The sequence below is a fragment of the Micromonospora sp. LZ37 genome (assembly GCF_059359015.1).
Genome location: NZ_JCADBL010000006.1, coordinates 17,104 through 31,485, shown reverse-complemented (window position 1 = coordinate 31,485; position 14,382 = coordinate 17,104). Strand labels below are relative to the sequence as shown.

General features: G+C 73.9%; 12 protein-coding genes. 9 read left to right on the top strand and 3 right to left on the bottom strand.

Translation table 11 applies throughout. The features are described 5' to 3' along the window. Positions 1-108 precede the first annotated feature (108 nt). Entirely contained in the window at positions 109-1,014 is a 906-nt protein-coding gene (locus AC5L3Z_RS14380; RefSeq protein WP_494842244.1) for a helix-turn-helix domain-containing protein, read from the bottom strand. Positions 1,015-1,145: 131 nt separating this feature from the next. On the opposite strand from AC5L3Z_RS14380, the gene mfd reads away from it, so the two are divergent. From mfd to AC5L3Z_RS14360, 4 genes are all read left to right on the top strand, one after another. Continuing rightward, complete coding sequence (mfd, locus tag AC5L3Z_RS14375) at positions 1,146-4,781, top strand: transcription-repair coupling factor (protein WP_494842243.1); 3,636 nt, start codon at positions 1,146-1,148, stop codon at positions 4,779-4,781. 62 nt (positions 4,782-4,843) lie between these two features. Further along, entirely contained in the window at positions 4,844-5,629 is a 786-nt protein-coding gene (locus AC5L3Z_RS14370) for a SurA N-terminal domain-containing protein (RefSeq protein WP_494842241.1), read from the top strand. Then, positions 5,626-6,606: a nucleoside triphosphate pyrophosphohydrolase gene (locus tag AC5L3Z_RS14365; protein ID WP_494842707.1), complete on the top strand. Its 981-nt coding sequence runs from the start codon at positions 5,626-5,628 to the stop codon at positions 6,604-6,606. The genes AC5L3Z_RS14370 and AC5L3Z_RS14365 overlap by 4 nt, the downstream gene beginning before the upstream one ends. Positions 6,607-6,683: 77 nt before the next feature. Further along, entirely contained in the window at positions 6,684-8,303 is a 1,620-nt protein-coding gene (locus tag AC5L3Z_RS14360; protein ID WP_494842240.1) for a DUF885 domain-containing protein, read from the top strand. A gap of 8 nt (positions 8,304-8,311) precedes the next feature. Here the strand turns inward: AC5L3Z_RS14360 and nudC are convergent, their stop codons facing one another. Both nudC and AC5L3Z_RS14350 read right to left on the bottom strand, forming a co-directional pair. Next, the gene (gene nudC, locus AC5L3Z_RS14355) at positions 8,312-9,190 is read right to left on the bottom strand and encodes an NAD(+) diphosphatase (RefSeq protein ID WP_494842239.1); all 879 of its coding nucleotides are present in this window, start codon (positions 9,188-9,190) and stop codon (positions 8,312-8,314) included. Next, positions 9,187-9,879 carry a hypothetical protein gene (locus AC5L3Z_RS14350; RefSeq protein ID WP_494842238.1) on the bottom strand — a complete coding sequence of 231 codons (693 nt, stop codon included), beginning with the start codon at positions 9,877-9,879 and terminating at the stop codon, positions 9,187-9,189. The genes nudC and AC5L3Z_RS14350 overlap by 4 nt, the downstream gene beginning before the upstream one ends. A 245-nt stretch (positions 9,880-10,124) precedes the next feature. Between AC5L3Z_RS14350 and eno the strand changes: the two genes are divergently transcribed. From eno to AC5L3Z_RS14325, 5 genes are all read left to right on the top strand, one after another. Then, positions 10,125-11,408: a phosphopyruvate hydratase gene (gene eno / locus AC5L3Z_RS14345; protein ID WP_494842237.1), complete on the top strand. Its 1,284-nt coding sequence runs from the start codon at positions 10,125-10,127 to the stop codon at positions 11,406-11,408. Between the two features lie 30 nt (positions 11,409-11,438). After that, complete coding sequence (locus AC5L3Z_RS14340) at positions 11,439-12,062, top strand: FtsB family cell division protein (protein WP_494842235.1); 624 nt, start codon at positions 11,439-11,441, stop codon at positions 12,060-12,062. 34 nt (positions 12,063-12,096) lie between these two features. Then, a complete protein-coding gene (locus AC5L3Z_RS14335; protein WP_494842233.1) occupies positions 12,097-12,654 on the top strand; it encodes a DUF501 domain-containing protein in 558 nt (185 codons plus the stop codon). Continuing rightward, a complete protein-coding gene (locus tag AC5L3Z_RS14330) occupies positions 12,651-13,169 on the top strand; it encodes an amino-acid N-acetyltransferase (RefSeq protein ID WP_494842231.1) in 519 nt (172 codons plus the stop codon). Before AC5L3Z_RS14335 ends, AC5L3Z_RS14330 begins: the two co-directional genes overlap by 4 nt. Positions 13,170-13,254: 85 nt before the next feature. Further along, entirely contained in the window at positions 13,255-14,184 is a 930-nt protein-coding gene (locus tag AC5L3Z_RS14325; RefSeq protein ID WP_494842705.1) for a Ppx/GppA phosphatase family protein, read from the top strand. Positions 14,185-14,382: the final 198 nt, after the last annotated feature.

Sequence of the window (14,382 nt, the reverse complement as noted above, 5' to 3'; positions counted from 1 at the left end):
GCGGCCCGTCCCCCAGCCGGGCCACCCGGAGGTGCCGCACGCCCCCCGTGCGGCACCTCCGCCGGTCGCTCGTCGCGCCGGCGCCGCCGCGACCGCGCTCGCGGGGGGTCAGGCCGGATCGGTCGGGGTGAGCAGTTGGCGCAGCCGCGCGGGTGGGTGACCCACCTGCTCGCGGACCACCCGGGTCAGGTGGGCCTGGTCGGCGAAGCCGTACTCGGTGGCCAGCGCGCCCAGCGGCGGGCCGTCCGCCTCGGCGAGGGTGTCCAGCACCGCCCGCACCCGCAGCCGGTTCCGGTACGCGGTGAGGCTGCTGCCGGTCATCCGCTGGAACACCCGGCTGAGGTGGTGCGGCGAGCTGCCGACCTCCCGGGCCACCTCGTCGAGGCCGAGCGTGAAGCCGGAGTTGGCGAGCACCTCGCGGGCCCGGTCCGCCAGCCGCCGGTGGGCGGCCAGCGTGGCCGGCCGCCGCCGGACGGCCCGCTCCACCTCCGCGCCCGCGTCCTCCGCACCGGCGGTGCTGTACGGCAGCAGCCGGGCCAGGAACCGGTGCAGCCGCTCGGCCATCTCGAACCCGTCCAGCCCGCGCCGGCACTCGGCCACCAGCAGCCGGTGCGCCAGGTCCAGCGCCGGGTCGGAGGTGCCCGACCAGCCGGCCCGGTCCATCCAGCGGGCCGCGTCCGGTCGCTCCGCCAGCACCTCGGGGTCGATCTCCAGGCAGGTGTACGAGTCACCGCAGCCGTACGGGTGCGCCACCGCCATCTCGTCGCCGGGTCGGGTGAGCAGCACCGAGGTGGCGTCGGAGACGCCCGTGCGGCCGTTCAGCCAGCGCCGGTACGCCCCGGAGCGGCCCAGGAGGATCTTGTGCTTGTCCTCCGCCACGGGCTGCGTCCAGCCGTGGTCCTCCACGATGCAGCGCACCTGGTAGATCAGCATCCCGTCCGGGTGGCCCAGCACCCGCCACCGCGCCGGGGTGGTCGTGCGACGCGGGTCACTGCCGACTCCCTCAGCGGGCATCGTTCTCCCCAGGCTCACGTCGCCGGCACGGCGACCGATCGTTCCCAGGAGAGATAGTGTCGAGTCACAAACCCCCCGTCCAGCCCTGGACGCGGGGTGATCGTCGTGCCACCAGCGGGAAGTGATCACGCATGCTCACCGGACTGTTCTCCGCCGCCCTGGCCGATCCCGGGCTCGCCCGGGCGCGTGACCTGGCGCGCTCCGGTGCCGCCCAGGTGGACGGCCTCGACCTGACCGCCCCGGCGGCGCTGCGCCCGTTCGCGGTCGCCGCCGTCGCCGCCGACGAAGCGACCGGCGGCGCGGGCCGGCCCGTGCTGGCTGTGACGGCCACCACCCGCGAGGCCGACGACCTGGCCTCGGCGCTGGGCAGCCTGCTCCCGCCGGAGCAGGTGGCGGTCTTCCCGTCCTGGGAGACGCTGCCGCACGAACGGCTCTCGCCCCGCTCCGACACCGTGGGCCGGCGGCTGGCCGTGCTGCGCCGGCTGGCGCACCCGGACTCGGCCGACGCGCACGGCCGCACCGGCCCGCTGCGGGTCGTCGTCGCGCCGGTCCGGTCGCTGCTGCAACCGCAGCTCAAGGGGCTGGGCGACCTGGAGCCGGTGCAGCTGGGCGCCGGTGAGGAGGCCGACCTGGAGGAGGTGGCCCGCCGGCTCACCGACATGGCGTACGCCCGGGTCGACCTGGTCACCAAGCGGGGCGAGTTCGCGGTGCGCGGCGGCATCCTGGACGTCTTCCCGCCCACCGACGAGCACCCGTCCCGGGTCGAGTTCTGGGGCGACGAGGTGGAGGAGATCCGCACCTTCGCCGTGGCCGACCAGCGGACCATCGAGCCGGTGCCGCAGCTGTGGGCGCCGCCGTGCCGGGAGCTGCTGCTCACCCCGGCGGTGCGCGGGCGGGCCGCCGCGCTGGCGCAGGAGCACCCGGAGCTGGCCGAGATCCTGGACAAGCTGGCCGAGGGCATCCCGGTGGAGGGGATGGAGTCGCTGGTGCCGGCGCTGCTCGGCGACGAGAGCCTGGAGCTGCTGCTGGACACCATGCCGGCCGGCACCCACGTACTGCTCTGCGACCCGGAGCGGATCCGCACCCGGGCGCACGACCTGGTCCGTACCTCCGAGGAGTTCCTCCAGGCCAGCTGGGCCGCGGCCGCCGTCGGCGGCCAGGCCCCGGTCGACCTCGGCGCCGCCGCCTTCAAGACCCTGGCCGACGTACGCGCCCGCGCCCGCGCCCTGCGCCAGCCCTGGTGGACGCTGGCCCCGTTCGGCCTGGTCGAGGCGGACGCGGCCCCGGCCCGGCAGCCCTGGGAGGACGCGCCCACCGAGGTCGACGTCACCCCCGACGACGCGATCGCGGTGACCCTGGCCGCGCAGCCCGCCCCGCTCTACCACGGCGAGACCACGCGGGTGGTCGACGACCTGAAGCGCTGGGCCGGCGAGGGCTGGTCGATCGCGCTGGTCTTCGAGGGCCACGGCCCCGCCCAGCGGGCGGTGGAGGTGCTCCGCGACGCCGGCCTCGGCGCCCGGCTCACCGAGGAGGTCCCGGCCGCGCCCGTCCCCGGCGAGGTGCTGGTCAGCTGCGGCTGCCTCACCGCCGGTTTCGTCGACGAGGCGTCCCGGTTCGTGCTGCTCACCGGCAACGACGTGACCGGCGGTCGGGGCACCTCGACCCGGGACATGCGCAAGATGCCGAGCCGGCGGCGCAACACCATCGACCCGCTGGAGCTCAAGGCCGGCGACCACGTGGTGCACGAGCAGCACGGCATCGGCCGCTACATCGAGCTGGTGCAGCGCACCGTCAACGGCGCCAGCCGGGAGTACCTGGTCATCGAGTACGCCGCGAGCAAGCGCGGCCAGCCCGGCGACCGGCTCTTCGTCCCCACCGACCAGCTCGACCAGCTCTCCCGCTACGTCGGTGGCGAGCAGCCGACCCTGCACAAGATGGGCGGCTCGGACTGGCAGAAGTCGAAGGCCCGGGCCCGCAAGGCGGTCAAGGAGATCGCCGCGCAGCTGATCCAGCTCTACGCCGCCCGCAAGGCGTCCAAGGGGCACTCGTTCGGCCCGGACACCCCGTGGCAGCGGGAGCTGGAGGACGCCTTCCCCTGGCAGGAGACGCCGGACCAGCTCGCCGCGATCGAAGAGGTCAAGCGGGACATGGAGCAGACGGTGCCGATGGACCGGCTGATCTGCGGCGACGTCGGCTACGGCAAGACCGAGATCGCGGTCCGGGCGGCGTTCAAGGCGGTGCAGGACGGCAAGCAGGTGGCGGTGCTGGTGCCGACCACGCTGCTGGTGCAGCAGCACTACAACACCTTCGCCGAGCGGATGAGCCAGTTCCCGGTGCAGATCCGGCAGCTCTCCCGGTTCCAGACGCCGAAGGAGTCCGAGCGGACCCTGGAGATGGTGGCCGACGGGACGGTGGACATCGTCATCGGCACCCACCGGCTGCTCCAGACGGCCACCCGGTTCAAGCAGCTCGGCCTGGTCATCGTCGACGAGGAGCAGCGCTTCGGCGTCGAGCACAAGGAGCACCTGAAGAGCCTGCGGGCCTCGGTCGACGTGCTGAGCATGTCGGCCACCCCGATCCCGCGGACCCTGGAGATGGCGATCACCGGGATCCGCGAGATGTCGACCATCGCCACCCCGCCGGAGGAGCGGCACCCGGTGCTCACCTTCGTCGGGGCGTACGACGACCGGCAGGTGGCCGCCTCCATCCACCGCGAGCTGCTCCGTGACGGGCAGGTCTTCTACCTGCACAACCGGGTCGAGTCGATCGACCGCGCGGCCCGCCGGATCCGGGAGCTGGTGCCCGAGGCGCGGGTGGCGGTGGCGCACGGCCAGATGGGCGAGGAGGCCCTGGAGAAGGTGATGGTCGGCTTCTGGGAGAAGGAGTTCGACGTGCTGGTCTGCACCACGATCGTGGAGTCCGGCATCGACATCCCGAACGCCAACACGCTGATTGTGGAGCGGGCCGACCTGCTCGGCCTGGCCCAGCTGCACCAGATCCGCGGTCGGGTCGGCCGGGGCCGGGAGCGGGCGTACGCGTACTTCCTCTACCCGCCGGAGAAGCCGCTCACCGAGCACGCCCACGAGCGGCTGGCCACCATCGCCCAGCACACCGAGCTGGGCGCCGGCATGTACGTGGCGATGAAGGACCTGGAGATCCGGGGCGCCGGCAACCTGCTCGGCGGCGAGCAGTCCGGGCACATCGAGGGCGTCGGCTTCGACCTGTACGTCCGGATGGTCGGCGAGGCGGTGTCGGCGTTCAAGGGCGAGCGCACCGAGGAGGAGGTCGACGTCAAGATCGACCTGCCGATCGACGCGCACCTGCCCATCGACTACGTCGGTGTGGAGCGGCTGCGTCTGGAGATGTACCGCAAGCTCGCCGAGGCCCGGGACGCCGAGCGCCTGGGCGAGGTGGTCGCCGAGATGACCGACCGGTACGGCGAGCCGCCGGCCCCGGTGCAGAACCTGGTCGCGGTGGCCCGCTTCCGCCTGCTGGCCCGCCGGTACGGCCTGACCGACGTCTCCATGCAGGGCAAGCACATCCGGTTCGGCCCGCTGCCGCTGCCCGACTCGAAGCAGCTGCGGCTCAAGCGGTACCACCCGGACTCGGTCTACAAGTCCGCGCTCGACCAGGTCAGCGTGCCCCGGCCGAGCACCCGCCGCGTCGGTGGCGAGCCGCTGCGCGACCAGGCGCTGCTGGAGTGGTGCGGACAGCTCCTCAGCGATGTGCTGGGCGAGCCGGCCGCGCTGGCCGGGGCGCGTTCGTGAGCCCGGTGCGCCCGTGGTGGGCGGCGTCACACCACCGGCTGGGGCATGAGAGAGTGACCGGCATGCGTGCACGCCGTCTCATCGCCGCCGCCAGCGTCGCGGCTCTCGGTGTCCTCTCCCTCGCCGCCTGCGGCAAGTCCTCGCCGGACGTGGCCGCGTACGTCGGTGACCGCACCTACTCCCTGGACCGGGTGGACGCGGTCTACGACGACGCCCAGGCGAGGTACGCGGAGGTGATGCGCCAGGGCGCGGCCCAGGCCGGCGCCACCCCGGAGCCGGAGCGGCTCCGCGCGGCGGTGACCCGGCAGGACGTGGTGGATCTGCTGGTCAGCATCGAACTGGGCAAGCGGATCGCGGCCGAGCAGGGCATCCAGGTCTCCGACCAGATCACCCCGGAGCAGCTCGCCGAGGCGTTGAAGATGCCGCCGCAGGCCGAGTACGCCCAGCTCTGGGGCGAGTGGGCAGACCTGTCCCTGGCCCTGGGTCAGAAGCTGCCGCCGGCCGAGCTGAGCGACGAGTCGCTGATGAAGGTCTACCGCGCCATCGAGCGGACCGGCGAGATCCAGCCCAACGCCTCCGTCCAGGAGGTGCGCCGGCTGTTCGGGCAGGCCGACTTCGTCCGGGCCGGCACGGCGATCAGCGTCGCCCTTCAGGCGGAGGCCGAGGAGGTCGACCTCACCGTCAACCCGCGCTACGACCGGCTGGGCGTCCCGTCCTGGGTGAACAAGGGCCAGGAGGTCATCTTCTACGCCCTGCCGTACGTCGAGTCGACCGGCCCGGTCACCGACATCTCCACCCCGGAGCCGGCCGCCACCCCGGCCGAGCCGACCGCCCCGGTGCAGCCCTGACCGCGCGGATCGTCCTGCTGGTCACGTCGCCCCGCCTGCCGGCGGGGCTGCTGACCGCCGCCGCGTGGGACGTCGTACGCGCCGCGCCGGTGCTGGCCGGCGCGGAGAGCGGGCTGACCGCCGCCGTGCGGGCGGCGGGCGTCGAGGTGAGCGTGGTCGAGGGCGGGGCCACGCAGGCGTTGCTCGACGCGGTGGCCGCGCACGGCTCGGCGGTCTGGCTGGCCGGCCCGGCCGGCGACGAGACGCTGGCCCGGGAGCTGGGCCTGCGGCTGGCCCGGCAGCCGGGGCTCGCCGAGCTGGAGCTGATGTACGGCTCCTGGGATCCGCCGGGGGCCCGGCTGCTCGACGCGGTCGAGGTGATGGACCGGCTGGCCTCGCCGGGCGGGGACCCGTGGAAGCGGGCGCAGACCCACCGCAGCCTGGCGGGTTTCCTGCTGGAGGAGTGCTACGAGGCGTACGACGCGATCAGCGCCGACGACACCGACGCGCTCCGCGAGGAGCTGGGTGACGTGCTGCTCCAGGTGTTGCTGCACGCCCGGCTCGCCGAGGAGCTGCCCGAGGACGAACGGTGGAACGTCGACGACGTGGCCGGGGTGCTGGTCGACAAGATGGTCCGCCGTAATCCGCACGTCTTCGCCGGCGAGCAGGCGGGCAGTCTCGAGGAGATCGAGGCCAGCTGGGAGCGGATCAAGCGGGCCGAGAAGGCCCGCGCCTCGGTGCTGGACGGCATCGCGCTGAGCCAGCCGGCCCTCGCCCTGGCCGCGAAGATCCTCGACCGGGCCGGCCGGATCGGTCTCGCGGTGCCGCCTCCGCTGGCCGACACCCAGGTCGACCCGGAGGCCCGGCTCGGCGCCAGCCTGCTCGGCGCCGTGGCGGCGGCTCGGGAGGCGGGCATCGACCCGGAGGCGGCGCTGCGCCGCGCCGCCCTCGCCTACGCCGACGCCGTCCGCGCCGCCGAACGCCCTGCGGAGAGCTGACGGAAGCCCGGAAACGCGGTCCACTCATGATCAACGCTCCGGGCGCGGTGGCGGGTGGCGATCGGTAGGGTCGGGGCATGGAAGAGTTCGTGCCGCTGGCTGAGCGGATCGTCGAGGCCGTGCTGGAGAGTCGGCCGGGGATGGCGACCTCCGCCGGTGACCACCGGTACGACGACCGGCTGCGGGACCTGTCCGCGGACGCGGTCGCGGCCGACCAGGGGATGCTCAAGGAGGCCGCCGACGCGCTCTCCGGACTCGACCCGGACTCGCTCGAGGTGGAGGAGCAGGTCGACCACGCCCTGCTCAGCGCCCTGGTCGACCGGGAGTTGTTCGAGCTGACCGAGATCCGGGCCCACGAGTGGGACCCGCTGCGGCACAACCCCGGGCCACAGCTGCACGCCCTTTTCGCCCGCCCGTTCGCCCCGGCGGACGTGCGCCTGGCCAGCCTCGCCGGGCGACTGTCGGCCGTACCCGACGCCCTGGCGACCGCGCGCGCGACGCTGCGCGACATGCCGCGGATCCACGCCGAGACGGCGGTGGGACAGTTCACCGGCACGGCAGCGCTGATCCGCGACGAGGTGCCGGTCCTGCTCGCCGAGGCGCCCGCGCTGCACGACCGGGTGGCCCCGGCCGCCGCCGAGGCGATCGCCGCGATCGAGGAGTTCGTCGCCTGGCTGCGGATCGGCCTGGCCGCCGACGCCGCACCAGGGCGGGACCCCCGGCTGGGCCGCCGCCGCTGGGAGGCGCGGCTCTGGCACACCCTCGACACCGAACTGGGCGCCGCCGAGGTGCAGCGCCGCGCCTGGGCCAACCTGGACCGGGTCACCGAGGAGATCCGGGCGGCCGCCGTCGAGCTGGTCGGTGGCCCGGCCGACGACGCGACGGTACGCCGGGCGCTGGACCTGCTCGCCGCCGAGCATCCGGACGACCACACCATCGTCGATCTCGCCTCGGTCACCCTCGACGAGGCGAGCGACTTCGTCCGCGCCCACGACCTGGTCAGCCTCGTCGACGACCCGTGCGTGATCCAGGAGATGCCGGAGTTCGCCCGGGGCGTGGCCGTCGCCTACTGCGACTCGCCCGGCCCGCTGGAGGCGGCCCCGCTGCCCACCTTCTACTGCATCGCGCCCACCCCGGCGGACTGGCCCGCGCACCGCGTCGAGTCGTTCTACCGGGAATACAACGACCACATGATCCGCAACCTGACCGTGCACGAGGCGATGCCCGGTCACTTCCTTCAACTCGCCCACGCCCGCCGGTACGCCGGCCCCACCCGGGTCCGCGCGCTGACCGAGTCCGGCGTCTTCGTCGAGGGCTGGGCGGTCTACACCGAGGAGCTGATGGCCGGCCTCGGCTTCGGTGGCCTGCCGGTGCGGCTCCAGCAGCTCAAGATGCAGCTACGGATGACCATCAACGCGCTGCTCGACCAGCTGGTGCACTGCGAGGAGCTGTCCGAGTCCGAGGCGATGGCGTTGATGACCGAACGCGGATTCCAGGAGGAGGGCGAGGCGGCCGGCAAGTGGCGGCGGGCGCTGCTCACCTCCACCCAGCTCTCGACCTACTTCGTCGGCTACAGCGAGATGGCCGACATCGCCGCGTCCCGCCCGGACGGGGTGTCGGTCCGCGAGTGGCACGACGCGATGCTCGCGCACGACTGCCCGCCCCCGCGCCACCTGCGCACCCTGCTGGGCATCTGAGGCGGGTCTCAGCGCCGTCCGGCGGTCGCCGTCGCGTCGATCAGCCAGCGGGAGATCGAGTACGCCGGCGGCAGCTCCGCCGGCAGCGCGTCCACCGGGAACCAGCGCGCCTGCGCCAGCTCCCGCCCGTCCACCACCGGCTCCGCCGACGGGTCGGCGGCGGTGGCGGCGAACCCGGTCAGCAGCGTCGCCGGCCCGGACATCGCCCACGGCTGGCTGCCGAAGTAGGCCACCCGGTCGAGCGCCAACCCGACCTCCTCGCCGACCTCGCGGTGCACGGCCGCCTCCAGCGTCTCGCCCGCCTCCACGAACCCGGCGACCAGCGCCCACAGCTCGGTCGGGCCGTACGAGTGGCGGACCAGGAGCAGCTCGTCGGGACGGCCGGCGGGACCGGGTCGGGTGATCGCCACCAGCACGGCGGCGGAGAGCCGCATCGGCAGGTAGAGGTCGCAGCCGGGGCAGCGGCGGGCCGTCTCGCCCGGCACGTCGGCCAGCTCGGCCCGGCACGCGCCGCACCACCGGTGGGTACGCCGCCAGGTGACCACGCCCAGCGCCCGCCCGGCCAGGGTGGCCAGCGGTTCGGGCAGCTCGGCGGCGAGCGCCGGCCAGCTCCGCCAGCGGCCGGGCAGCCGCTCGGCGTCGGCCTCGTCCAGGTCGGCCGCCCAGGCCGGCTCGCCGTCCAGGGTGCCGACCGGCACCCAGTCGGTGACCGCGGGCAGCTCGCCGATCCGGGAAAACCGCCCGTCGGGGCCGGTCAGCACCCGGCGGCCGGCGACCGGCAGGGCCAGGTCGCCCGGGGCCGGCGGGGTGGCGGCGTCCGCCCCCGGCAGGAATCCGGCGCGGTCGGGAGCGCCCGACCCCGTGGGCCCGGCCGGGAAGCCGGTCACGAGGTGGTCGGGCGGCGGTCGACCACGCCGGCGCCGGACGGCACGTCGAAGGCGGCGGCGCCGACGGTGTCGGTGTAGCGGCGCAGGGCCAGCTCCGTCGGCGTGCCGCCGAGCTCGCCGGTGAAGTTGCCGAGCACCCCTTCGGTGGTGACGCAGGCGCTGAAGTCGCCGGTCGAGCGCCGGACGTCGACGCAGGTGGCGTGGTGGCCGGCCACCGTGGTGTCGCTCTGGTTGATGACCGCCTGCGGGTCGAGGGCGGCGTCGGTCAGCAGCCGGATCACGGCCGGCGGGGTGACCAGTCCGCGCTTCTCCGCCTCGGGGTAGACGACCACCGACGGCCGGCCGGTGGTCGCCACCGGGGGCAGCACCGTGCACGCGGTACGCCCACCGGTGGTCTCGCACCGGGTGAGCGAATCCTGGGTGGCGGTGATCTTGCCGTCCGGCCAGGTGTACGACGATCGGAGCGGTTTCTGCGTCTGGGCGATGGTGGCGGTGCGACCGCCGGGGAGCTGGTACTCGGCGGACCAGGTCTCGGTCAGCGCCCGGTCCATCCGGGCGGCGAGGTCGTTCACCAGGTCGGACCGGCCGAGGGCCCGTCCGGTGTCGTCGAGGGTCTGACAGCCGGTGACGGTGAGCGACGCGATGACCGACACGGCGAGCACGCGGAGGGTGGTCGAGACGGCGGGCATGGCGACCAGCGTGGTGGATCGTGTCCACCGGGCGCAAACCGGTTGCCGGTTGACGCCCGAGAATCCGGGAATGACCCGTGTCACCCGACGTCGGGTGAATGGTCCGGGTCCGGCTCCGGTCCGGGACTCCGGCCGGGTGGAGACGTGCGACCGGGCGCCGCCCGATACGCTGCGTTCAACACCTGCCCCAGCCGCACCGTCGCGGCCCATACCGGATTCGCACACACGAACGAGGAGCGACATCAGTGGCAACCATCGAGGGAATCGTCGCCCGGGAGATTCTCGACTCGCGGGGCAACCCGACGGTCGAGGTCGAGGTCGGGCTCGACGACGGCACGATCGCCCGCGCCGCGGTGCCCTCCGGCGCCTCCACCGGCGCCTTCGAGGCGATCGAGCTGCGCGACGGCGACTCCGACCGCTACCAGGGCAAGGGCGTCGAGAACGCGGTCACCAACATCGAGGACAAGATCGTCGACCAGCTCATCGGCTACGAGGCCAGTGAGCAGCGGCTGATCGACCAGAAGATGCTGGACCTCGACGGCACCGACAACAAGGCCGAGCTGGGCGCCAACGCCATCCTCGGTGTCTCGCTGGCGATCGCCAAGGCCGCCGCGGGCAGCGCCGAGCTGAGCCTCTTCCGCTACCTGGGTGGCCCGAACGCGCACCTGCTGCCGGTGCCGATGATGAACATCCTCAACGGTGGGGCACACGCCGACTCCAACGTCGACGTCCAGGAGTTCATGATCGCGCCGATCGGCGCGCCCAGCTTCCGCGAGGCGCTCCGCTCCGGCGCCGAGGTCTACCACGCGCTCAAGTCGGTGCTGAAGAAGAAGGACCTCTCGACCGGCCTGGGTGACGAGGGCGGCTTCGCCCCGAACCTGCCGAGCAACGCCGCCGCGCTGGACCTGATCGCCGAGGCGGTGGAGAAGGCCGGCTACCGGCTCGGCACCGACATCGTCTTCGCCCTCGACGTGGCCGCGACCGAGTTCTTCGACAACGGCACCTACACCTTCGAGGGCAGCGCCAAGTCCGCCGAGGAGATGAGCAACTACTACACCAAGCTCGTCGGCGACTACCCGATCGTCTCCATCGAGGACCCGCTGTCGGAGGACGACTGGAGCGGCTGGGCCACCCTCACCGCGGCCCTCGGTGACCGGATCCAGATCGTCGGCGACGACCTGTTCGTCACCAACCCGCAGCGGATCGCCCGCGGCATCACCGAGAAGGCCGCCAACGCGGTGCTGGTCAAGGTCAACCAGATCGGTTCGCTGACCGAGACCCTCGACGCGGTGGACCTGGCCCACCGGGCCGGCTTCAAGTGCATGATGAGCCACCGCTCCGGCGAGACCGAGGACACCACCATCGCCGACCTGGCCGTCGCCACCGGCTGCGGCCAGATCAAGACCGGCGCCCCGGCCCGCTCCGACCGGGTCGCGAAGTACAACCAGCTCCTGCGCATCGAGGAGGAGCTGGCCGACGCGGCGCGGTATGCCGGCGCGGGCGCCTTCCCGCGCTACCGTTCGGCCTGACACACGAAGCCTCGGGGGAGGGGTGTGACGATGCAGCAGCGCCGCACACCGGGTGGTCAGCGTCCCGCCCGTCGGCCGACCGGTCGGCCGGGCGGGGCCCGCGGCGCCCGGGCGTCGGCCCGCGACGGCGGGGTCCGCGCTGAGGCGCGCGCCGGCGCCGTCCGGGCGCGGGGCGCCGACGGGGTACGGTCCGGCAGCCGTCCCGCCGCGGCCCGCCGCACGGCGGCCGGCGGCACCATCAGGCGGCTCACCGCACCCCACCCCCGACGCTTCACCGGGCGCGCCACCGTGCTCTTCGCGGTGCTGATCGCGCTCGCCCTGGCCTACACCTATCCGGTCCGGGTCTACCTGGACCAGCAGGTCGACATCGAGCGGATGGAGACCGCCCAGGCCGACCAGCGCAAGCTGATCGACGAACTCTCCGCCAAGGCGGCCAAGTGGGAGGACCCGGCGTACATCGAGACGCAGGCCCGGGAGCGGTTCTTCATGGGCAAGCCGGGCGAGACCCTGCTGGTGGTGCTCTCCGACCCCGAGGGCGCCGCCAAGGACGCGGGCGCGGGCGCGCCGCCGGCCCCGCCGAAGGCACCCGACCCCTGGTACGACACCCTGTGGTCGAGCGTGCGCGCGGCCAACGCCGAGCGCCCCGACAAGTGAGCACCACCTGAGCACCGGACGAGAGATGGGCACCGTGACTGTCGTACCACCGCAGGAGCCGGCGGCGGATTCCGTACCCCTGCCGCAGCGGGAACCGGCCACCGAGGCCGACCTGGCCGCGGTGGCCGCGCAGCTCGGACGCCCGCCGCGCGGCACCCGCGCGGTGGCCCACCGCTGCCCCTGCGGGCTGCCCGACGTGGTGGAGACGACGCCGCGGCTGGCCGACGGCACACCGTTCCCGACGCTGTTCTACCTGACCTGCCCCCGGGCGACGGCGGCGTGCAGCCGGCTGGAATCGGCGGGGCTGATGAAGGAGATGGCCGACCGGCTCGCCGAGGATCCCGAGCTGGCCGCCCGGTACCGGGCCGCGCACGAGGACTACCTCACCCGCCGGGAGGCGATCGGCGAGGTGCCGGAGATCGCCGGCATCTCCGCCGGCGGCATGCCGGGCCGGGTCAAGTGCCTGCACGTGCACCTGGGGCACGCGCTCGGCGCCGGGCCGGGGGTCAACCCGTTCGGCGACGAGACGCTCGCCCTGGTGGAGAAGTGGTGGGCGGCCGGGCCGTGCGTGAACGTGCCGGCGGCGGAGTGACCGCGCGGTCGACCGACGACGTGACGGTGCGCCGGGCCCGCACCGGGGACGTGCGGGGCATCCGGCGGCTGGTCGACACCTACACCGACGACCGCCGGCTGCTCAGCAAGGCCACCGTCACCCTGTACGAGGACGTCCAGGAGTTCCGGGTCGCGGTGACCGGCGACGGCGCCGTGGTGGGCTGCGGGGCGCTGCACGTGATGTGGGAGGACCTGGCCGAGATCCGCACCGTGGCGGTGGACCCGGCGTGCCGGGGCCGGCGGATCGGTCACCGGATCGTCGGTGAGCTGATCGACGCGGCCCGGGAGCTGGGCGTGGCGCGGATCTTCGTGCTCACCTTCGAGACCGCCTTCTTCGGCTCGTTCGGCTTCACCGAGATCGACGGGGCGCCGGTGCCGCAGCCGGTCTTCGAGCAGCTGCTCCGCTCGTACGACGAGGGTGTCGCCGAGTTCCTCGACCTGGAGCGGGTCAAGCCGAACACCCTCGGCAACACCCGGATGCTGCTGCGCCTCTAGCGCTCCGCTCGTCCGCTTCCGTGGCTGTCGCTACCCCCGCCCGCGACCGGGGCGCTGCCGTAGGGTTGCTGCCGTGACGACGCGCGTGGCCGCCATCGACTGCGGCACCAACTCCATCCGACTGCTGGTCGCCGACCTGCCCGACCCGTCGGCGGGGGCGCAGGCGCCGCTGGTCGACCTGACCCGGCGGATGGAGATCGTCCGGCTCGGCCAGGGGGTCGACCGGACCGGCCGGCTCGCCCCCGAGGCGATCGAGCGGACCCGGGTGGCGCTGGCGTCCTACGCCGCCGAGATCGAGAAGCTGGGCGCGGAGCGGGTGCGGATGTGTGCCACCTCGGCCTCGCGCGACGCCTCCAACGCCGCCGACTTCCGGGCGATGGTGGAGCAGACCCTCGGGGTCGCCCCCGAGGTGGTCACCGGCGACGAGGAGGCCCGCCTCTCCTTCACCGGCGCGGTGCGCGGGCTGCCCGCCGACGCCAAGGAGCCGTACCTGGTCGTCGACATCGGCGGCGGCTCGACCGAGTTCGTGGTCGGCACCCGCGCGGGTGGCGTCGAGGCGGCCGTCTCGATGGACATCGGCTGCGTCCGGATGACCGAGCGGCACCTGCACGGCGACCCGCCGGGCCTGGACGAGGTCGCCGCCGCGCAGGCCGACATCGCCGTGGCGGTGGACCGGGCGCTGGAGACGGTGCCGGGCCGGCAGGCCGCCACGCTGGTCGGGCTCGCCGGGTCGGTCACCACCGTGGTCGCGCTCGCCGAGGGCCTCAAGGAGTACGACCCGGAGCGCATCCACCACGCCCGGATCTCGTACGACCAGGTGGCCGAGGTGACCGCCGACCTGCTCGGCAAGTCCCGCGAACAGCGGCTGGCCACCCCGGTGATGCACCCTGGTCGGGCCGACGTGATCGGGGCGGGCGCCCTGGTGCTCCGGGTGATCATGGAGCGGGCCGCCATGCCCGCGGTGGTCGCCTCCGAACACGACATCCTCGACGGCATCGCCTGGTCGCTGGCCTGACCGCCGCCGGCCTGACCGCCGCCGGCCCGGGCCGGGCAGGGCCGCTCCGGAGATCGTGCTCGATCCAGGAAACAGTCCCCTCCACCGGCCGTCGAGGCCACTACTTCCCGGATCGAGCGCGATCATGAAAGTGGCCGACGATCCGACAAGCTAGCGTGTTCTTGACGGTACTTCGCACTGCGCAGTAGTGTGCGAAGC

Coding starts and splice junctions, on each gene's coding strand:
- AC5L3Z_RS14380 (WP_494842244.1), bottom strand. CDS start 1,014: ATGCCCGCTGAGGGAGTCGGCAGTGACCCGCGTCGCACGACCACCCCG.
- mfd (WP_494842243.1), top strand. CDS start 1,146: ATGCTCACCGGACTGTTCTCCGCCGCCCTGGCCGATCCCGGGCTCGCC.
- AC5L3Z_RS14370 (WP_494842241.1), top strand. CDS start 4,844: ATGCGTGCACGCCGTCTCATCGCCGCCGCCAGCGTCGCGGCTCTCGGT.
- AC5L3Z_RS14360 (WP_494842240.1), top strand. CDS start 6,684: ATGGAAGAGTTCGTGCCGCTGGCTGAGCGGATCGTCGAGGCCGTGCTG.
- AC5L3Z_RS14350 (WP_494842238.1), bottom strand. CDS start 9,879: ATGCCCGCCGTCTCGACCACCCTCCGCGTGCTCGCCGTGTCGGTCATC.
- AC5L3Z_RS14340 (WP_494842235.1), top strand. CDS start 11,439: ATGCAGCAGCGCCGCACACCGGGTGGTCAGCGTCCCGCCCGTCGGCCG.